The sequence below is a fragment of the uncultured Aquimarina sp. genome (assembly GCF_947492115.1).
GTDB lineage: Bacteria > Bacteroidota > Bacteroidia > Flavobacteriales > Flavobacteriaceae > Aquimarina.
Map to the genome: position 1 here is coordinate 168,308 of NZ_CANLMM010000001.1, position 20,535 is coordinate 188,842.

At 32.7% G+C, this 20,535-nt stretch carries 24 protein-coding genes; 9 read left to right on the forward strand and 15 right to left on the reverse strand.

The window, feature by feature from the left end; all coding sequences use genetic code 11:
• Positions 1-4: 4 nt before the first annotated feature.
• The 4 genes from Q1A73_RS00695 to Q1A73_RS00710 all read right to left on the reverse strand — a co-directional run bounded on the left by Q1A73_RS00695 (position 5) and on the right by Q1A73_RS00710 (position 4,596).
• Positions 5-2,503: a TonB-dependent receptor gene (locus Q1A73_RS00695; protein ID WP_299600400.1), complete on the reverse strand. Its 2,499-nt coding sequence runs from the start codon at positions 2,501-2,503 to the stop codon at positions 5-7.
• 24 nt (positions 2,504-2,527) lie between these two features.
• Complete coding sequence (locus tag Q1A73_RS00700; protein WP_299600403.1) at positions 2,528-3,223, reverse strand: ATP-binding cassette domain-containing protein; 696 nt, start codon at positions 3,221-3,223, stop codon at positions 2,528-2,530.
• Positions 3,224-3,473: 250 nt separating this feature from the next.
• Positions 3,474-4,136: a GTP cyclohydrolase I FolE gene (gene folE, locus Q1A73_RS00705; RefSeq protein ID WP_299602571.1), complete on the reverse strand. Its 663-nt coding sequence runs from the start codon at positions 4,134-4,136 to the stop codon at positions 3,474-3,476.
• A gap of 22 nt (positions 4,137-4,158) precedes the next feature.
• Positions 4,159-4,596: a MerC domain-containing protein gene (locus Q1A73_RS00710; RefSeq protein ID WP_299600406.1), complete on the reverse strand. Its 438-nt coding sequence runs from the start codon at positions 4,594-4,596 to the stop codon at positions 4,159-4,161.
• Positions 4,597-4,668: 72 nt separating this feature from the next.
• Here Q1A73_RS00710 and Q1A73_RS00715 point away from each other — a divergent pair, with 72 nt between their 5' ends.
• The 5 genes from Q1A73_RS00715 (at position 4,669) to Q1A73_RS00735 (ending at position 8,910) form a co-directional block, all read left to right on the forward strand.
• Entirely contained in the window at positions 4,669-5,301 is a 633-nt protein-coding gene (locus Q1A73_RS00715; RefSeq protein ID WP_299600408.1) for an ATP-binding cassette domain-containing protein, read from the forward strand.
• A gap of 2 nt (positions 5,302-5,303) precedes the next feature.
• Positions 5,304-6,695 carry an ABC transporter permease gene (locus tag Q1A73_RS00720; RefSeq protein ID WP_299600410.1) on the forward strand — a complete coding sequence of 464 codons (1,392 nt, stop codon included), beginning with the start codon at positions 5,304-5,306 and terminating at the stop codon, positions 6,693-6,695.
• A complete protein-coding gene (locus tag Q1A73_RS00725; protein ID WP_299600412.1) occupies positions 6,688-7,131 on the forward strand; it encodes a hypothetical protein in 444 nt (147 codons plus the stop codon). Before Q1A73_RS00720 ends, Q1A73_RS00725 begins: the two co-directional genes overlap by 8 nt.
• Positions 7,132-7,218: 87 nt before the next feature.
• A complete protein-coding gene (locus Q1A73_RS00730) occupies positions 7,219-7,986 on the forward strand; it encodes a 5'-nucleotidase (protein ID WP_299600414.1) in 768 nt (255 codons plus the stop codon).
• Positions 7,987-7,995: 9 nt separating this feature from the next.
• On the forward strand, positions 7,996-8,910 hold the full coding sequence (locus tag Q1A73_RS00735; protein WP_299600416.1) for a metallophosphatase: 915 nt from the start codon (positions 7,996-7,998) through the stop codon (positions 8,908-8,910).
• Between the two features lie 87 nt (positions 8,911-8,997).
• Here the strand turns inward: Q1A73_RS00735 and Q1A73_RS00740 are convergent, their stop codons facing one another.
• The 5 genes from Q1A73_RS00740 to Q1A73_RS00760 all read right to left on the reverse strand — a co-directional run bounded on the left by Q1A73_RS00740 (position 8,998) and on the right by Q1A73_RS00760 (position 11,986).
• On the reverse strand, positions 8,998-9,828 hold the full coding sequence (locus Q1A73_RS00740) for a hypothetical protein (RefSeq protein ID WP_299600418.1): 831 nt from the start codon (positions 9,826-9,828) through the stop codon (positions 8,998-9,000).
• Positions 9,829-10,038: 210 nt separating this feature from the next.
• Complete coding sequence (locus Q1A73_RS00745; protein ID WP_299600420.1) at positions 10,039-10,623, reverse strand: HupE/UreJ family protein; 585 nt, start codon at positions 10,621-10,623, stop codon at positions 10,039-10,041.
• A gap of 42 nt (positions 10,624-10,665) precedes the next feature.
• On the reverse strand, positions 10,666-11,184 hold the full coding sequence (locus Q1A73_RS00750) for a DUF6702 family protein (protein ID WP_299600422.1): 519 nt from the start codon (positions 11,182-11,184) through the stop codon (positions 10,666-10,668).
• Positions 11,185-11,196: 12 nt separating this feature from the next.
• Positions 11,197-11,508 (reverse strand): cation transporter, encoded by a 312-nt coding sequence (locus Q1A73_RS00755; RefSeq protein WP_299600425.1) that lies wholly within the window; start codon positions 11,506-11,508, stop codon positions 11,197-11,199.
• Between the two features lie 238 nt (positions 11,509-11,746).
• Complete coding sequence (locus tag Q1A73_RS00760; RefSeq protein ID WP_299600427.1) at positions 11,747-11,986, reverse strand: hypothetical protein; 240 nt, start codon at positions 11,984-11,986, stop codon at positions 11,747-11,749.
• 481 nt (positions 11,987-12,467) lie between these two features.
• Between Q1A73_RS00760 and Q1A73_RS00765 the strand changes: the two genes are divergently transcribed.
• Complete coding sequence (locus tag Q1A73_RS00765) at positions 12,468-13,736, forward strand: S8 family serine peptidase (protein ID WP_299600429.1); 1,269 nt, start codon at positions 12,468-12,470, stop codon at positions 13,734-13,736.
• A 69-nt stretch (positions 13,737-13,805) separates the two neighbouring features.
• Here the strand turns inward: Q1A73_RS00765 and Q1A73_RS00770 are convergent, their stop codons facing one another.
• Positions 13,806-14,195: a transcriptional repressor gene (locus Q1A73_RS00770; protein ID WP_299600431.1), complete on the reverse strand. Its 390-nt coding sequence runs from the start codon at positions 14,193-14,195 to the stop codon at positions 13,806-13,808.
• 165 nt (positions 14,196-14,360) lie between these two features.
• Between Q1A73_RS00770 and Q1A73_RS00775 the strand changes: the two genes are divergently transcribed.
• Entirely contained in the window at positions 14,361-14,870 is a 510-nt protein-coding gene (locus Q1A73_RS00775) for a hypothetical protein (protein WP_299600433.1), read from the forward strand.
• Between the two features lie 103 nt (positions 14,871-14,973).
• On the opposite strand, the gene Q1A73_RS00780 is transcribed toward Q1A73_RS00775, so the two are convergent.
• From Q1A73_RS00780 to Q1A73_RS00795, 4 genes are all read right to left on the reverse strand, one after another.
• The gene (locus tag Q1A73_RS00780) at positions 14,974-15,900 is read right to left on the reverse strand and encodes a GTP-binding protein (protein ID WP_299600436.1); all 927 of its coding nucleotides are present in this window, start codon (positions 15,898-15,900) and stop codon (positions 14,974-14,976) included.
• Between the two features lie 125 nt (positions 15,901-16,025).
• Positions 16,026-16,523 (reverse strand): hypothetical protein, encoded by a 498-nt coding sequence (locus Q1A73_RS00785; protein WP_299600438.1) that lies wholly within the window; start codon positions 16,521-16,523, stop codon positions 16,026-16,028.
• A 50-nt stretch (positions 16,524-16,573) separates the two neighbouring features.
• Entirely contained in the window at positions 16,574-17,287 is a 714-nt protein-coding gene (locus Q1A73_RS00790; protein ID WP_299600440.1) for a hypothetical protein, read from the reverse strand.
• A 183-nt stretch (positions 17,288-17,470) separates the two neighbouring features.
• A complete protein-coding gene (locus tag Q1A73_RS00795; RefSeq protein WP_299600442.1) occupies positions 17,471-18,697 on the reverse strand; it encodes a GTP-binding protein in 1,227 nt (408 codons plus the stop codon).
• Positions 18,698-18,862: 165 nt separating this feature from the next.
• On the opposite strand from Q1A73_RS00795, the gene mog reads away from it, so the two are divergent.
• Together mog and Q1A73_RS00805 are read left to right on the forward strand one after the other, a co-directional pair.
• Positions 18,863-19,393, forward strand: coding sequence for a molybdopterin adenylyltransferase (mog, locus tag Q1A73_RS00800; RefSeq protein WP_299600444.1), 531 nt, complete (start codon positions 18,863-18,865; stop codon positions 19,391-19,393).
• Positions 19,394-19,605: 212 nt separating this feature from the next.
• The gene (locus Q1A73_RS00805) at positions 19,606-19,824 is read left to right on the forward strand and encodes a hypothetical protein (RefSeq protein ID WP_299600447.1); all 219 of its coding nucleotides are present in this window, start codon (positions 19,606-19,608) and stop codon (positions 19,822-19,824) included.
• Between the two features lie 223 nt (positions 19,825-20,047).
• Here the strand turns inward: Q1A73_RS00805 and Q1A73_RS00810 are convergent, their stop codons facing one another.
• The gene (locus Q1A73_RS00810; protein ID WP_299600450.1) at positions 20,048-20,458 is read right to left on the reverse strand and encodes a hypothetical protein; all 411 of its coding nucleotides are present in this window, start codon (positions 20,456-20,458) and stop codon (positions 20,048-20,050) included.
• Positions 20,459-20,535 lie beyond the last annotated feature (77 nt).

A 20,535-nucleotide genomic window follows, 5' to 3' on the forward strand; every position in this document is an offset into this window, starting at 1 on the left:
CTTTTTAGAATTTATAGGTTGCGGTTAACAAAAAGTTTCTGGGAGCACCAGGTCCTAATCTATTTGGACTAAGACCACCTAACCAATATGTGTCATTAAAGATGTTATTAACTTTTAAAGTTAACTGCATATTTATGATATTTGGCTTGTAATAAATCGCTCCATCAAATACTGTATATTCTGGTAATAATACTCTACTGGTATTATAAGTAGGATTATACCAAGTAAATCTCTCGTCTACATATTGAGCACCGAAACCAATTCCTATTCCTTTTAATAGTGGAGTAGTGGTAAAATCATATCTACCCCAAAAATTAGCATTATGCTTAGGAGCACCTCCAATTCGTTGTCCTACAAATTCTGCAATGGCATCTTCTTCAATAGTAGCATCCGTATAACCATAAGAAGCAGTTAATTGGAAATTTGGTAATACATAACCCGAAATATCCGCCTCAAAACCTCTACTTCGTTGTTCTCCTCTTGTGGTTAAGTTATCTAAATCAAAAGTGTCTCCAAGTAAGATATTCTTTTGAGTAATGTTAAAGATTGCTAAGTTGGCAAATATTTTTCCGTTTAAAAATTCTCCTTTAGCACCTAGTTCGATTAAACTACTTTCTAATGGATCGAATCTACCAGGTGATGCGGACCAAAAGAATCCTTCTGCAGAAGGGGATAACGATACTGTATTGGTATGCGGTTGGAACCCTTCTAAATAGGTGGTATAAACACTTATGTCATCAGTAACCTCGTAAGTTACACCAAGTCTAGGTACAAAAGCATTAGTAGTAAACTCTTGTTCATCACCTTCATAATCAAAGATATCTTTAAACCATTCATATCGTAAGTTGACTAAAGCCGAAAGCCTCCCAATCTTAAATTGATTCTGAATGTAAACACCATTAGAAGTTGTTAAGTTTGCAGGAATTTCAAATTGTGAAAGCACATAATTACTGGTGTTTCTTATTCCATTAAAAGGATTTGTTAAGTCTAAATGTGGAACGGCAGGAACTAATAATCCATCTGCAGTTTGCTGAAAATCATTAGGGTCACTTGTCCCAGGTCTAAATCTAGCTGTAGATCCATCATTTAGTAAATAGTCTCTAGAACTATTAGCTCCACCGGTTCTTCTTTCCCATCTGGAGGCATCATATCCTACTAAAATTTTATTAGTGATATTTCCTTTTTCTATATCGTAATTAAAAAATCCACTGAAATTATCAGTATTCCAGTTTTGTTGTCTTTCAGCGTATCTCATGGCTACAAGATTAGGAACCACATCTCCATTAATGTCATACGCCTGACGGAATGCATCCGCTCTGTGTTCTTGTAAATCTTCATCCCAAGTTTGTTTCATATACTGAGCATTGAAACCAAAGTTTTTCGTAAACTTTTTACTAAAGCTCGTCATAAATATGAATTCTTTAGTTTTGTAGAAGTCGTTAATTGCACCAGGATTTAAAGTAGTTGGTGTGCTGTTTGGATCATAATTATCATCCACAGCGTCAAAAATTGGCTGACCTCGATCTAAGTTACCTTCAGCATTATTATATATCATTTCTACATTAAGCGAAGTACTTTCGTTTGGGATATAACTTAAAGATGGAGAAATTAAAATAGCATTGTTGTTTACAATGTCTCTAAAAGAATCAGCTTCCTGAATTGCTGCATTAAAACGATATAATAACGTTTTAGAATCGTTTAAAGGACCCGTAAAATCTGCAGTAGCTCTTAATGTTCCAAAACTACCTGCAGAAACAGATACTTCATTACGGTTTTCAGTTAATGGTTTCTTAGTTACCATATTTACAGTTCCACCAGGATCAGCACTAGAAAATGTTACAGATGAAGGTCCTTTGATTACTTCTACACGTTCTAAGTGAGAGGTGATTGGTTGTAAAAAATAGTACTGGCGCGTACGCATACCATTAAGTACTTGTCCATCATCTGCCTGTGTAATACCTCTAATGTTATAATGGTTATACAAACCAGTGATAGCAACGTTACTAACCGTTCTTACTGCTTCTGGTAATTGAAACGCTTGTCGATCGGCAATAAGTTCCTTGGTTACAGCTGCTACTACCTGTGGCAGTTCTTTATTTTTGATCGCGATTTTAGTGGCAGAAAAAGAATAATCACTATTGTAATCTTTTCTAACACGTCCAACAACTTCTACAGTTTGTAGCTGTTCTGTTCCTTCTTCTAATTGGATAGTACCTATATCATATGAAGAAGAGCTACCAATTTCTATAGTATTCTTATATGCTTGAAAACCTAAATAGCGTACTTCAATTTTATAATTTCCCGAAGGAGCATCGATTTCGAATTTTCCAGAATCATCTGTTAATTTTCCAAAAGTATTTGCGTTGCTTTCTAAAGAAATAGTAGCTCCTACGATGGGTGTGTTTTGAGAATCGACGATGGTTCCTGTTACTTGTACCTGTGCAAATGCAGCACAACTACAAATCAGAAAGAATAGTTTGGGTAATAATTTAAAAAGTTTCATTGTGTGAATTGATTTGTTTTACGTTTAGATAGTTTTTAGGTATAAGTCCTGTAATTCTTCTGCTGTGATAGCATCAGTGTTTGAGGTATGTACTAGTTTTCCTTCTTTCATGATACCAATTTTAGTACCTACATTAACAGCGTTAAAGATGTCATGAGTAGCCATAAAAATTGCTTTACCTTCATTGCTTAGTTCTTTACATATTTTGGTGAATTCTAAAGTGGCTTTAGGGTCTAAACCAGAAATAGGTTCATCCATAAATATGTAATCCGCATTTTTGGAAAGAGCAATGGCGATACCAACTTTTTGGCGCATACCTTTGGAATAAGAAGCAAGTTTGTTTTGATGAGCGCTTTCCTGAAGACCAGCTTTTGCTAAAAAATTAGATAGTTCAGAGTTAGAATATTTAAATCCGGCGAGTCTACTGAAAAAATTAAGATTTTCTAGACCAGATAAGTTTCCATAGAGTTGAACTACCTCAGGAATATAGGCAATCATCTGGGTGGTTTTATTGCTATTCGGAGTTACTGTTACCCCATTTATTTGCGCTGTACCACTAGTGGCTTCAATCAAACCTAAGAATAGATTGATGGTAGTTGTTTTACCTGCACCATTCTGACCAAGTAGACAAAAAATTTCTCCTTTATCAACGGATAAATTTAAATCACTAAGAGCCTGGTGCTTACCATATATTTTGGTGAGATTTATTGCTGTAAGCATAGTATAGAGTAGTATAGAGTTAATGAGTTGTGTGTGTTTTCATTTTATAAGAATTAACTGTTAATTCTATAGAAATTGAAGTTTAATTACATTGGAGGAGGTTTATATAGTAAACCACAAAATTCACAAGAAAAAGATGTCTTACTTTCTTGTGAATTTTGTGACTTATAAATATTAGTAGCGGATAGATACATAGCAATAATTTTATGTATTAAAATCCACATATCTTTAGTATTCGTTTCATTATAAATTAATTATCACCTTTTGCTATAATTCCTAAAAATTCATTTCGGTATATAGGATCAGCAAATTTGCCACCAAACTCGATAGTAGTGGTAAAACTATTTTTGTCTTTGATTCCTCTAGAAGAAACACATAGATGTTTCGCATTTACAACAACAATAACATCATCGGTACCTAAGGTTTTTTGTAGATCCTTTAATATCTGCAGGCATAGTCTTTCCTGTACTTGTGGTCTATGAGAATAATAATCAACTAAACGATTGATTTTTGATAATCCTATTACCTTATCTTTTGGGATATATCCTACATGGGCATTGCCAACTATAGGAAGAAAATGGTGCTCACAAGAAGAGTCGATGTTAATATTTTGCTCTACGAGCATTTTCTGATATCCGTACTTATTTTCAAAAGTTGATGTTCTCGGTCGATTAGCAGGATTAAGGCCGTAAAAAAGTTCCTTTACGTACATTTTTGCAAAGCGATAAGGCGTTCCAGAAAGACTATCATCAGTTAAGTCCAGACCCAGTTCTTTCATGATTTCTGCAAAATGATGCTGTATATTCTTTATTTTTTCATCATCACTTTTGTCAAAAGCATCCACTCGCAATGGAGTTTCTGTAGCACTAGAAGCGTGCGCATCACCGATAGATTCTATTTCTTCTTTGTTCATTGTACTCATAATCCTATATTCATTAGTTTTCACAACATTTTTCATTGTCGCATTTGCAATATTTTTGATTATAAAAATGCAAAGCGACCAAAGAAAGTGTTACCACATATATTATACTTTCTCCTAAGTGAATGAGTTCGAGTTTTTCATTAAGTATACTAGCAAATAAAATACCCCATAAGCTCCAAAAAAGATATTTCATGATAGGTCTGCTAGTGGTCTGGGTAGATCGGTATACAGCTATAAATGATAATGCTAAAAAAATAAAGTCCAAACTTTTCCACCATAAAGGTTTAGAACCATGATGATCTGCTACGTGTGAAGCAGTATGCGCTAGAAATAAAAAAGGAGTAGCGATACAGTGTATCAGGCAGAGGCTACTAGCCAATATACCTAGTTTGTCTGAGTTATTTTGTATATCTAATAATTTCAACTGAGGTGCACATTTAAATCCCGGCAAATATACTACTATTTTTATAATTGCAACGTTGTTGCGTTAATATAATTTCTCTACTTTTGACAAAATGTTTTTATGATACGAACAGCGTCTCTTCGATATGCGTATAAGCATTCTGAAGATCAAAATCTAGTTTTCCCAGACATTCACCTTTCTTCCAAAGAGAGCTTATTGATTTTAGGTGCATCTGGCGTAGGAAAGACTACTTTGTTGCATTTATTGGCTGGACTTTTACCGATAGATACGGGAGATGTTTATATTGGGAATACTCATATTAACAGATTAACTAGAGGAGAGTTAAATCATTTTAGAGGACAAAACATCGGTCTTATTTTTCAGAAATCCTATTTTATAAAATCTTTATCTGTGCTGGAAAACCTGTTGATTCGAGAAAAATTTTCGAAAAGTAAAAGTGATCGATATCGGAGAGAAGAATTATTAATGCATTTAGGATTATGTGATCAAATGCATAAAAAGGTATATCAACTTAGCGAAGGACAACAACAACGATTATCGATAGCTCTAGGAGTAATTCATAAACCTAAAATCATATTAGCAGATGAACCGACATCCAATTTGGATGATATCAATTGCGAAATAGTAGTTTCTCTTCTAAAAAAAGAAGCTAAGATCTGTAATAGCAATTTAGTAATTATAACGCATGATCAGCGAGTAAAGCCGCATTTTAATAATCATATAATCTTATAAAATTGTTATACTTAGCGTACAAAAATCTTATTTCTAAACCTCTAAATACGGTATTAAGTGTTTTACTCTTGATACTTAGTATTTCACTTGCTACGTTTATTTTGCAAGTAAAAAAACAACTTAACGAACATCTAGAGGGAAATACGAAGCATTTTGATATGGTTATTGGGGCCAAGGGAAGTCCTTTGCAATTGGTATTATCATCTCTATTACATATAGATAATCCGACAGGAAACATCGATCTTGAAGAAGCTATGAAAATAGCTAAAAAACCAATGGTCAAATATAAGGTTCCTGTTTCATACGGAGATAATTACAAAGGATATAGGATTTTAGGAACAACACATAAATACCTAGAGGTTTATAAAGCACAATTACAAAGAGGAAGATTATATGAAAAATCGTTCGAAGCTGTCGTCGGAAGTCAAGTTGCAGAGCAAATAAATCTTAAGGTTGGTAAAACTTTTGCAAGTAGTCATGGTTTGGCTGAGAGCGGTTTAGAAACTCATAAAGAAAAGCCATTTGTGATTACAGGTATTTTAAAACCGACAGGAACTATCATTGATAATCTGATTATTACAAATCTCGAAAGTATTTGGGAAGTTCATGAACACTCGTATGATGAAGGTCATGAAAATCAAGAAGTTCATCAAAAGCATCAAGACCCTGTTAAGAAAGAGAATTTTAATCTTATCACAGAAACACAATCTCATGAAGATGATGGGCATGCTCATGAAAATAAAGAGTATCACCTTGTCGAAGAACATAATCATTCGCAAGACGATCCTAAGCATAAAGAGGAACATGATCACTCCAAAGAACACGATCACTCAGAAAGAGATGATGAAGAGAAAAAAGAAATCACTTCATTACTAGTTAAATTTAGAAATCCAATAGGAGTGTTGCAGACATCCAGGTTTGTAAACGAAAAATCTACAATGCAAGCAGCAATTCCAAAATTTGAAATTGATCGATTAACGACGTTTTTAGGGGTAGGGTTTCAGGCAATTAATGGGATTTCTTTAGTGATACTTTTTATTGCTTCACTTAGTATTTTTATTAATGTTGTAAGATCAGTAAGAGAAAGAAAACAGGAGTTGGCTTTATTGAGAACCTATGGAATAAGTACGTTTCAGTTGATAAAACTTGTTTTTTTGGAAGCGCTAATGTTAACTTTAATCAGTGCTATTTTTGGTTGGTTGTTTGGTAGGTTAGGCGTCTGGTTGTTTTCAGTTTTCTCCGATGCTTATGGATATGATTTTCAGTTCGGTATGCCTAATAGAGAAGAGGTTTATATGTTGTTACTAGTTATGGTTACTACTTTGCCAGCAGCAATTATAGCCTCTTTGTCTTTATTAAAATTAAATGTTTCTAAAATATTAGCTGATGCGTAAGTTTTGTTTGTTTATCATAGTATTATTTAGTGTTACTTCGACCTTGTTTTCTCAAAAAAAAGTATCCTGGAATGACTTGGCGCAAGTAACGTTTCGTAATGTTTATAATGTAAACTATGATGATTATTTTTTGAAACCAACATTTGATACATCTGTAGAAGCTCTTGAGGGTACCAAAATAAAGCTTACAGGATATTTTCTAGACTTTTCATCAGAAGATGATCAGTTTCTTTTGCTTTCTCGAAACCCGATGTCCTCCTGTTTTTTCTGCGGAGGATCTGGACCTGAATCTGTTGTAGAAGTGATATTTAAAAATAATACAAAATATAAAACGGATCAAATTGTGGAGGTGATCGGTGTACTTGAACTCAATGACGATGATGTTGATCATTGTAATTATATTCTTCGGGATGCTATCGGTAGATTAATAGAATAAATTAATCACATTTGCACACTAGTTTTTAGATCGAATTACTTAAGTTTGATTTCAAATTAATAAAGAAAATATACGATTCATTATCCGATGAAACAGATACTTTTAAAAAGCTATTTTATAATAGTTTTCCTGATAATTTTTTCTTCATGTAAGAAGAATAATTACCTCACCAGCATAGAAGGTAAAAGAATTGAAATTAACGATACTATTGCTAGCAACGCTGAGGTTGAAGCTTTTATTAAGCCCTATAGAGCTCATGTAAATAAAATGTTAGATAGTGCTTTGGCTTACGCTCCACAAACGTATTCTAAAGGGGATGGAGATTTGAATACTGCCATTGGTAATTTAATGGCAGATATAGTATTAGAACAAGCAAATCCAGTTTTTACTTCTAGAACAGGTAACAAAATAGATATGGTACTTCTAAATTATGGAGGAATACGAGCTCCTATTTCTAAAGGAAATATAAGTGCAAGAACAGCATATCAAGTAATGCCTTTTGAGAATAGCATAATCGTAGCCGAAATGAAAGGAGCTTTAATTAAAAAGTTGATTGCGTATTTACAGGAGTCTAAAAGAGCACATCCAATTTCTGGATTAAAACTTACTTTGGATCATAATTTTGAAGTTGTGAATGCATTAATTAATGATAAAGAGATTGATGACGAGACTTCGTATTTCGTGGCGACAAATGATTATCTATATAACGGAGGTAGTAATATGTCTTTTTTTAAGGAATCAACTAATTCACACATACTGAATTATAAAATTCGAAATGCGATGATTGACTATTTTAAAAAAGTAGACACAATTAATCCGGTAAGGGATGATAGGTTCATACAAATTAACAAATAAGGTGCAGAAATGAAGCGTAGAGAATTTGTAAAACAAACAGCGGTAACAGCAGGAGCAGTAGTATTAGGAGGTTCAGGTTTATCATCTTTTACAGGGAATTACACTAAAAAGATTACCATCTTGCATACTAATGATGTGCACAGTCATATAGATCCATTTGGTCCAGAAGATGGGCGAAATGCAAATAAAGGAGGTGTTGCAAGGAGAGCTACAATTATAGAAAATGTTCGAAAAGAAAATCCAAATACCTTATTGTTAGATGCAGGAGACATATTTCAAGGAACACCCTATTTTAATTTTTATGGAGGAGAATTAGAGTTTAAGCTAATGAGTATGCTTAAATATGATGTTGCTACTATTGGGAATCATGATTTTGATAATGGTATCGAAGGTTTACATGCACAATTGCCTTATGCGGGATTCAAATTCGTTTCTGCGAACTATGATTTTTCCAATACGGTAATGGATACTTTTGTAAAGCCTTATGAAATTATCATAAAAGATGGTGTTAAGATCGGAATATTTGGACTTGGTATTGCTTTAGAAGGATTGGTGATGAAAGATTTATATAAGGAAACGAAATATTTGGATCCGATTGAGATTGCTCAGGATATGACCTCAAAACTAAAGAATGAAGAAAAATGTGATTTGGTAATATGCTTGTCTCATTTGGGATATGATTATAAGAAAGAACCGAATAAAGTAGGGGATATAAGTCTAGCCAAAGCGACAGAAGATATAGATCTTATTATCGGAGGACATACACATACTTTTCTTAAAGAACCAACGATAGTACAAAACCGAAAAGATAAAGAGGTGATGGTAAATCAGGTAGGTTGCTTCGGATTATACCTAGGTAGAATTGATTTTTATTTTGATCACCAAAAAAGTAAAATTTCTAAAGCAAGTACGATTTCCGTATAACAGGTAATTAGTAATAAGAATGGTTAAAATAAAAGTCCAGTACAAATTTGTACTGGACTTTTATTTTAAAGCCTTTCGGGATTAGTTTTATTCTTTAAGCGTAACTGTACGTTTTACGTTATTAAATGGTCCAGGAATTAAATTTCCTTCTGCATCTATAAGTTCTAATTGGATAGTTACTTCTCCTTTAGGTAATCCTTTCATTACATAAGGAGTCCATTCTGTAAGCATGTATACTTTATCGTTGATGGTTGCACGTACCTTATTCCCTTCTGGAGATAATTCAGTATTCAGGACAAAAAAGTCTAATAAAACTTGTTCAGTTCCTTTTCCAGAATATTCACCTTTAGGTCTGCTATAAATAAGTGTTGGAGCTTTCATATCTAGACCTATAGTATCTTTTGGGTTCTCTCCAACCACTACTTTGCGAACTACTACAGAGTTTTCGTTCTTTACAGATTCATGAAATGAACGGCTTAAAAAAGCAACTAAATGATGTACTCCATCAGGAATTTCTTTTTTAAAAGTAGGTTCATAATGAGCAGAGTAAGGCTGGTTATTCAGGATAAAATGAATGTGCTGTCCTTTTCCTGAGTTTGCTAATTTTTCTGGATTTGGACCTGTAGTTTGTGCTCCTAATTCATAGTTTTCTACTTTAAACGAAAAGTCCATCTCGCCGGATGCTTTAGCAACTATTTCTTCCGGCGTATCCAATATAAGTGTTGCATCAGCATATGCAGGAGAACCTTCTAGTTTGTCTAATATGATTTCTGGTTTTGCTACTTCTTCTTTAACCTCAGTTTCTACTTGGTCCGTCGTTGTTTCTGTTTCTGATGCTTTTTTCTCCTGTTTACAGGCTGTAAAAGTAACTGCTATTAGAAGCATTTTAGCTAATAAGTGTTTTGTGTGAAATTTCATTTGTTTGGTTTTCAAGGGTTATAAATTTGTAATTAATGAAAGTACCAACTATAATTGGATTAGTTAATTCTTGACTTAAAATTATTGAATTTTTTCTTCTTTAATTTTAGCTCAAAAAATACAAATTATCCTAGTATTTCCATTGTATATCTTGATGTTTTATTAGATTTTATTTATGACTTAAAAACAGATAAAGAAATATAAGGTAAACTAAGCTCCGTTAATAGCATTTAGGAAAATAGTAGTTGCTATTCCAAAACCTGCTCCTGATACAAATAGATTCCATTTAAGATGTTCTCCTTTGATGAATTTCGTATATACCCACAAAGCAATCGTAAATAAAAGTACAATGAATAGTTGTCCAACCTCTATTCCAATATTAAAAGCAAATAAAGGCATAACAATACTATCCGTAAATAACATGAATTTAAAATTACTAGCAAAAGCTAATCCGTGGATTAAACCGAAAACCAACGCAATGGTGTATTTTATTTTGGTATCCGAGAATTTACCTTCTTTGCCATAGTTTACAATATTAGCGATGGCTGTAATCATAATGGTAAAAGGAATTAAAGTGTCTATGAGTTTGGAATTAGCGGGTATCACATCCAAAGCACTAAGAATAAGAGTTCCACTATGTCCAATAGTAAAGGCTGTTATGATTACTAAAATTTGTTTCCATTGTTCTAGTTTGAAAGCAGCACACAATGTCATTACAAATAGCAAATGGTCATAGGCATTAATATCTACAATATGCTCCCATCCATTAATAAAAAAAGAACCGAAATTATCCATTTAAAATTTACGTATTAAAAGTTTAGTTTATGTTTTGTATGGTTATAGGTTTAGAGTTATTGGTTTGTCTAATGTGGTAACCTCAAAATAATCTTCGGAGATAAAAGGGGGAATTCTCACAGTCATCCTATTGGACTGTAAAAAGTCAAAATCTTCAAAAAACAAGGTGTTTTCTATACAGATTTGATCTCCTTCTGTAATTGTAGGAATTTTTTTAGCAAACTTTATAGAGAGTACGTTGTGCTTTTCAAAAACTTCCGAAGATGTGTAGACTAGCGGGTAGACTTCATTGTTAATAATGATTTTGTAATAACGTTTAAAATATTTTTCAATAGCCTTTATATCGTCTTTTGATAAATTGCTAGCATTAAAGTTCTTTGTATACGTATCATTCATGCTAAAAGTAAAGTCATCAATAAAGACTCTACATTCTACTCGCAATAGGTTATCTTTTGGAAAGCTTTGAATTAACGAAGAGGTCAATTTTATGGGATGTGTGCTATTAAATGACGTTGATATAAGGAGTATACCTCCAAGAAGTATGATTTTAAAAAATTTCATGTTTACAATAATTTAATTATTTACAAGGGATTTGTGTGCAAGTCTTTCTATAGTTGTTTCTAAAATTCGTGGTGAAGTTTTTTCCGGAGTATAAACCACAGAAAGATTTTTCGTATGGAGATTCAAAATAGATTGTTGAACTCCAGATTCTTTAAAAATTCCTTCTTCTAATATTTTTTGGCACTTTTTACATGCAGCCTTGGGAATATTTACAACTAAAGTACTATCTCCTTCTTTTATTTGTAAAACTCTTTTTTCTTCTTCTTCGTTGGAACCACAAGACGTAAATAGTACAGCAAATAGTATAAAAAACAGGTTTTTCATAGCTAATGTTAAAATAAGTTTGAAAAGTAATATGAGAAATTTTCAATGATAGAGTCTAGAGCCTATTTAGTAGGAAAAATAGGACTTAGACTATATCAATTGTTTCTTTAAGCGAAGCTTTTAATGACTAGATGTATGCAAACACAACGGTTTATCATATAAATAAACTACTTGCGATCTTTCTGAAAACATCTTATATGTGCAGAAAGATTACAAAAAATAAAAACTTCGTATAAACTTAACAACTAGGAGGAGGTTTGTTGTATACCGTTTTAGGTAGCGTAATGCAATTGTTAAGTGTAGTATAGTTAAAGTTAGTGGTTTCTTTATAAGAGATAATAAAAGGTTTGTACTCATAATTTTCTACATCATGATTAGAAAAAGGAGTAAACTGATGATGAGTAATGATTATTTCACATAATTCACATTCTACTCCAATATCATCGGAGAAATGAGAAAACGCATGCAAGTCAGCCACTCTTATTAAGAGAAAACTGAAAAGAAAAAATAGAGAAATGATATTTTTTAAAGAAAGACTTCTCATCAGGTAAATATAAGAATTCTAGAGAATCTTAAAATGTATCGAGTAAATTTAACGCTCTGATTTTGTCTGGAAAGAGAATTTTAGATCATTTTGTTTGATCTATTTTCTTGTAGATTAAACATTTAATGAGGAGATATGATGTTAAAAAGATTTTTTTATAGTTAAATTAAGTTAAATAAAAGTTAAATGTTTTTATTGGTTTATTTTCATTTAAACTAAAATTTGGAATATTTTGTTATACATAAAAATCTTCTCAATGGCTAAAAACACTAATGCAATGATGTTGCATTAGTGTTTTTTATTTGGTTGTTTTTACCTTAAAAATGGATTTGTTAATACGTTGGCCTGCGGTTTTACCACAGTGATTTTTTCATTTGAATTTTTAATTTTGGGCACTAACACAAATTTAACTCATATGAAAACTTTTAGTAAACTAGCTGCGGGCGCTATGCTCTCAGCATTGATGATCACCTCTTGTCAAAACGAAAATTTTTCGGACGGAACGGTGGAAACAATTGTACAACCAACGAGTACAGAAGGTAAAATTATTCCAGGACAATTTATTATTACGTTCAAGGATTCTAAGGTAGAACCAGCATCTAAGGTTTTAGAAAAAAGATCTTTTACGAGTAGAGAGGACAAGGCAAGTGCCGTTCGCGATATCTCGGAGGTTTCTATTAAAAAAATGAACACCATTTTATCTGAATACAATGTGGATCAGTCCAAAGTATTAAGCTACTACACTACAAAAATTTCTGGAGTAGCAATTAATCTTGATGATAGCGAATTCGAAAAAATAGCAAAAGATGACAATATTGCTTCTATAGAATATGATAGAGTAGTGGAGTTGCCAAAATTCGAAATAGAAGAAGTAATCTCTGGAGAGCAGTCTCAAAGAATGGCACAGCAGACACCTTGTGGAATTACACGTGCTGGTGGAGCTGGAAATGGCGCTAATAGAGATGAGTGGATTTGGGTAATCGATACAGGTATTGATTTAGATCACCCAGATCTTAATGTAGTAACCAATACTACCTACGCAAGATCTTTTGTGGGAGGTTCTGCAAACGATTGTAACGGTCACGGAACGCATGTTGCGGGAACTGCTGGAGCGATCAATAATGGAATTGGTGTTGTAGGAGTTTCTGCAGGAGCACCAGTAGTACCAGTGAGAGTTTTTGGATGTAGTGGAGGAACTAGTACATCTACAATCTTATCAGGAATCAACCATGTTGGTCAGTACGATTTACCAGGTGATGTAGCTAATTTAAGTCTAGGAGGTTTCTTCGGATCAGGATGTGCTAATAACTCTTCTTATAGAAGTGCTTTAACGGCATTAGCTAACGGAGGAACAAGAATAGCAATCGCTGCAGGAAACAGTAGTGCGAACTCTGCAAATTATCAGCCTGCTTGTGTAAATGGAAATAATATTTTCACAGTTGCGTCTATGACTTGTAATAGAGGTTTCTCATCTTTTTCTAATTATAATATGAATCCAGTAGATGTAATTGCTACAGGAAGTAGTGTAAGAAGTACATATCTAAATGGAGGATATGCAACTTTAAGCGGTACGTCAATGGCATCGCCTCATGTAGCTGGAATCATGCACGCTAGAAATAACGGACCTAGAACATCCGGCACAGTTAGTAGCCGAGGAGAAAACTATCCTATCGCTGTAAGATAAAAAGAATATCATTTTATTTTATCGTTGGGATGTGTAGTTACGAAACCATTAGCTGGAGAGCTGATGGTTTCATTTTTTACATTTATTACAAATACCAATCACTAAAAACTGTGTTTCCTGTATTGTAAACCCTTCTAAATTAGGAATATGAAGCGTGTTTGGTTGGCAGGTAACTTCATTGCATATTTGACATTCGAAATGAATATGGTTATGGATTTTGTGCGAAGTTCCACAACTGTTACCACATAAAGCGTAATACGCTTTTCCGTTTTTACCCGTCACGAAATGAACTTCTCCTTTTTCTGCAAAACGGTCCAAAATCCTATATATCGTAGTTTTATTGACTTTTATAGGCATGGCGAGCATGATGTCATCGGCAGACAATGTATGCTCCGATTTGGATAAAATTTCTTTAACCAGGTTTTGTTTTTCTGTATTCCTAGTTTTTTTTATTTCCATAATATTATGTTCAAATTCCCGTTGATACGGTTAAAATAATAATTTTTAATAAGAGAACAATCATTTTAAGAAGTATACATAAAGAACTTTCATCAATATTAAAAAAATCTATCCTATATAAAGGGGGAATTTTTTATTTAACTTCGCAAAACTTAACTACATATTATGAAAACACTTAGTAAATTAACAGTATTAGTAGCTACGATTTTGTTTGTTTCTTGCAAGCAAAACCCAGCAGAATCTCCAGAGCACAAAGCGATGGTAGAGAAACACAAAACCATGGAAACTTCTCATGAGACAATGGCTCAAGAGCATAGTGCTATGAAGGATGATCATCAACAAATGGTGAATGCGCATAAAACATTAGAGAACGATTCGATTCATGTAATTACCGAAAAAAAACACACTGATGTTTTAGCAAAACATGGTGAGTTAATCGCTGCACACAAAGCATTAATAGAAAAACATGCAGAGCTTGAAGCTAAACATGTTTCTGGTGAAATTACGTTAGAGCAGATGACCAAGGAGCATGAGTCTATGAGTGCAGAACATGAGACTATGGAAAAAGAACACCAAAAACTAGCTGCTGAGCATAAGCAAATTAAGGAAGAAGACGAGAAAATGATCAAAGAAGATCAGGAAAAAGCAAAAGAAGGTGAAGCTGATAAAGAATAAGAATTTATTGATATAAATTATTAAATATGAATCGAGTTGAAAGTAATTTTAGCTCGATTTTTTTATGTTGATACCAATTGCAATTGGTGTCAGATTAATTCAATTATAGTGAATGGTTTATATTTTGAATGCTGTTTTCAATTGCTTCAGTTAAAGCAGAAGGATTACTTCCTGGACCAATGGTAAGAAGTTTAGCTCCTGTTATAGGTATTCCATTAAAAGGTCGTATATAAACGTCTCCGTCGGGTTTTCTTTCGAAGTAGGTGTAGTTTTTATCATTCTTTATTTTAGTACATCCTTTTATTCGCAGAATACTTTTAGGTATTGCCTCACAAATCTTGTAAATACAATCAATTTCAGGAAGATTGGGCAAATCCACAGAACTAGAAGCCCAATGAGCTTTTTGATGATTAAATTGCTGTGCTCTATTGTTGGTAGGGACTAATTCGGGAAGTGATAAAACATTTAAATTCTCCATCGTTGTGATTTTCGCAAAAGGATTTAATATTTTTAATTCTTCAACTACAGTAGTTTTTCTATCTGAAGAAATAGTATGTATATGCGTTAGTACAATTAAAGAAGAAACCTGTATTTGATTTGTTTCTAATTCATTGTGTTCACCTCTATGTTGCCAGTTTTTAGCATCCACTACAGATATTTGGATCGGTGGTAAAAACCGTTCATTCAGTCCAACACCGAGAAACTCCATCAATGTACATGCATCTGATGTTCCATTAGCTTCAATTAAAGTGATTCCGTTTTTTCGGGCTGGAATTCTATTAATTACATTTCTTAGTTCTACAATACCACTACAGCAAATGCAACTGCCACTTAGTGGTTTAATACTATTTAATTTAATTTGTTCAGAAAATTGTTGAGCATCCAAATACGCATTTTCATAGTCATTGAGAATGACAAATGGATCCCAATTTTTACTGACAAAACTAGTCAATAAGTGTTTTAGTAATGTAGTTTTTCCAGCTCCTAAAAAACCTACAACCGTTATGATGGCTTCTTTATTGTTAACCACTATGATATTAATTTAAAGGGTATTGTTATTAAGCAGTAGTTTAAGATACTATCTTTTTATTGTATTAGACGAATACTTCTACTTATAATTTCCGCTGAGATTAGTTTTTAAAGGAATTTCTGAGATTAGTTTAGACAATGTTTGTCTACACAGACTAAATCGGAATAGATGTTTTTAAAAATACCTTTCTTTTTAATATAAATCTTACCGGTTATTTTTATAGGAATCTTATATATAGTGTTCAGTGCAAGTTGTAACTCATTAATTTTTTTATTCAAATGGTATGAGAAAACTGAAAAATAAGGATGATCAGTTTGCCAAAGCATATCTGAATGTTGCTTCTGCTTATGAATTTGGTCATAAAAATCATTTAAACCTTTGATATCGATGAAATGACGATTTTTTATAGCGTCTTTAACAATACAATTGTTGTCAGATAATGCGAAGGTGATTTCTCCAATATCATTCTTTTGTATCAACCTATTTATTTGTCCTACCATTTCTGAATCAAATGTTATAGAGTTTCCTAAAGAGTTATAATAATAGTTCTCTTCATGAAAAGTAGCATTGATAATTGACTCTAAATAGTCGGTAGGACAAAGAAAATATAGGTGTTTTTTCACTATAGTGTAAATAGTTTTATTAATTAAAAACTTGTGTTTAAGAAATAATATTATAAACTTTTAAGGTCTATTATTTCAAAGTTTTTAGCATCAAAATAATCATCTAAGCCATAATCCGTATTAATGATGATTCCTCCTAAAAGAGCAACTTTATCCACAGGAAATTCATCCTTACATGTTTTTACATACTCGTGAATTTTTTTATGAATAATTTCATAGGTTGCTTCCGTTATAGCTTTCTGTGGATTATCGCTATTAATAATGTCTTTTCTGTAAGGTAATAAGCTCTCTTCCAGCTTCATTTGCTGGTAATCATTTTCATTCAATACGGGTTGATAGTTCGAATCTTGAAGTCGACTAAGTGCTAACATCAGGGCTCCACAAGAATTTCCTGTTTCTTCTTGTCTAGGACGGTACATTTTTCCTAAATCACCATCTAAGGTTACTCCGATATGTGGTCCATAAAATATAAAGGCACTTCCTTCATCAGGAATATGGTGAGCAAAAGCGGTCATACCTGTCTGACCTACAAATGGGATTCCTCCAAGTCCTCCCATGATAAAGGGACCAAACAAAACATTAAAAAATGTTGTAGAAGGAATATTGATATCGTCTGAGCAAACAGATGTAGCCATTAAGACTTTTGAAATATCAAGTTTATGTTCATTTTGCATTTTTCCTAAATAATGTATAGAAGTGTCTTTTGCATCCTTAGCATTAGGATAATGCTGCTTTACAACTTGGTCAAATTTTCTTTGTAACATAATGATGATTTTATGATGATAATATCTAAGAGTGAAAAATGTTTTAATTACTCGTAAATATAAAAGATAATTTGTTAATGCAATTATATTGCATTAACAAATTATATAAAGAAATCATAAAATATTAGCGTTGTATTTTAAAGGCGTCAAGACTTTTAATAATATCTATTACTATTTAGGATTTTATAGTGTAGGTTCTTGGTAGGTAGGGATTGGCCAATTGTCTTTTGCTAAAAACTGATTGTTTTTCCATTCGATAATTTCTTCTTCCGTAAGCAAACAAGAATCTAATAGCTCGGTTGTGCCTGTAACATCTAGGTTTTGACCAATAAAAACAAGTTCAGTTTTGCGATCCCCAAAAACTGTATCCCATTCAGATTCAATCATTTCTTGGTTATTTACAAAAGCAGCGTAACCAATGCGATCAATAAACGGCATAGAAGCCCACCAAACTCCTGCAGGATCTGTTTTTAAGGATCCTCCGGCCGAACCCCAAATAAGTGCTTGATTAGGTCTAGAAGCGAGCCAGAACAATCCTTTACTACGAATTATATTAGAAGGGAAGTGTTCCGTTGCAAAATCTAAAAATCGCTCAGGATGAAAAGGTTTACGACTTCGGTATACAAAAGAACCTATTCCGTATTCTTCTGTTTCTGGAATATGTTCGTTTTCTAGTTCTTGTATCCATCCGGCAGATGCTTCTGCTTCATCGAAATCAAACAAACCAGTACCAATTACTTCGGATAAGGATATTTCTGAATTTTGAGTTGGAATAATTCGAGCCTTAGGGTTTAATTTATGAATGATGTCATATAAATTTCTTAATTCGGATTCGGTAACCAAGTCAACCTTGTTTAATAAAATTACATTTGCAAATTCTACCTGATCCGTAAGAAGATTCACAATAGTTCTATCATCTCCCTCTATATTAGTAAGGTCTCTATCTGTTAAGTACTGAGGGCTAGAAAAGTCTTTTAGAAAATTAAAAGCATCTACTACTGTAACCATAGTATCAACATAACTAAATCGGCTTAAATCCAATTGTCCATCCTCACTAGCAAAACTGAAAGTTTGTGCCACTGGTATCGGTTCAGATATTCCTGTACTTTCGATAATTAAGTAGTCAAACCTATCCTCTTTAGCCAGTTTTTCAACCTCAATCATCAAATCTTCTCTTAATGTACAACAGATACAACCGTTGGACATTTCTACAAGTTTTTCTTCAGTTCTGGATAGTGTGTTTTCATTTTCTACAAGCTGGGCATCAATGTTCACTTCGCTCATATCATTTACGATAACCGCAACTTTAAGACCTTCTTTGTTGTGTAAAATATGGTTTAATAAAGTGGTTTTTCCAGCTCCTAGAAACCCACTTAATACTGTAACAGGTAATTTCTTTGAAATATTCATCACTATAAAGACTAAAATTAAATATACTTGTGAGATCAAAGTTAGTAATAAAAACACAAATGCAACTATGTTGCTTTTAATGTTTTCTCTCCCTATTATTGCATCGAATTGAATAAATAGGTTAGAACGTATTGAGAAAACATTGCAAAAATCAAAATTATTTACATGAGTAAAATAAAAATTGGAATCCTTACCATATCAGATAGAGCTAGTCAGGGAGTTTATGAAGATATTTCTGGTAAAGAAATTATAAAGGTAATGAGTGAATATATTTCGTCGGATTGGACTCCGTTGTATCAAGTAATTCCTGATGAACAACACCTTATCGAAGAAAAGCTAATTGCTTTCAGTGATGAGGAAGAGTGTTGTCTAATATTTACCACAGGAGGCACTGGACCAGCGCCAAGAGATGTTACACCAGAGGCCACAGAAAATGTATGTAAAAAGATGATGCCAGGTTTTGGAGAGTTGATGCGACAAGAAAGTTTGCAATATGTTCCCACGGCAATTTTATCCAGACAAACAGCTGGAATTAGAAATAAAACATTAATTGTAAATCTTCCTGGTAAGCCTAAATCTATTAGAGAATGTGTACAAGCAGTGTTTCCTGCAATTCCTTATTGTCTAGAATTGATAGGGCATCCTTTTCTAGATACAAATGACGATCATATAAAAGTATTTAGACCTAAAAAGTAATGACGGTTAAGATTTATGACTCCTTAATTCACATGAATATTTTCTTTTTTAATTAGGGGAAAATTCAACTTTTATATTATATTTATTTTAGAGCTTAAACATGATCCAAATCAATAATGCTAAAATCGTATTTATTGAATAGTGAATTAAAGACAATCAGGATTATTGTCTTTAAATGTTCAGAAATTAATTACTCTTAAAATAAATTTATTATGTTAAAATCACTTTTAGAATTAAAGAATGTCAGTAATCTAAGTAAGCTTGAGCAAAGATCAATAAATGGAGGTACTCCTTTGATACCTTTTCATTGTTGTGGTTTGCCTCATTATGAATGTGATCGTAATATAGGGTGTCAATGGGAAGGATCTCATTGTGGATTTAATGTTTCTCATGCCGTAGGATTGACTGGTTGTAGCGAAGAAGGTCAATAAAATAAAAATGAGACTATCTTTAAAATTGATAGTCTCATTTTATGGTAATATCATACTTGATTTACGTATTAATTATATGCTAAACCTTAACGCTAACAGGAATTCCGATACAAGAGATGACATTGTTGTTATTTCCCATAAATATAAATTTATGTGTTTACAAATTTAATGTATCTATGGAAGTTGTAAGGCATTAGTGTTTTTAAACTTTTGTTTTATAGGATTATTTTTCTGGATTCCTAGACACTCCAGCGCTGTCTGATTCCATGTGTTTTAGATAATCCGTTGGATTTTTTAAAAGATAAAATTCTTCTTTTTTAATTAAAATAGAAGGTTGTATGAGCTGAGGATTTTCTTCTAGTATTTTTAACCAATCATTAGTTTCGAGGCTAATATCTTCGCTATATAAGTTTTTAAAGTTAGGATGTTTTTTATCCACTAAATCTTGAATTTCGACATCTAATTTTTCTGCAATTTCCGTCCATTGTGTTCCTGTTATTTTTGTTTTTGATGTATCAATACTTCTTATCTCTTTTTTGGAGTTGATAGTATAAGCATACGTTTGTTTTCCAATAGATGTTTCCGAATTGTAAATTAAAGTGATTTGTTTTTTGTCAGTTGCAAATAATCCCATGATGATTTTGGTTTTTTCCAAAAGTAAGATGCATTTAATTGGCTTCTGAATCCTATTCCAATAAATATTAATTCATT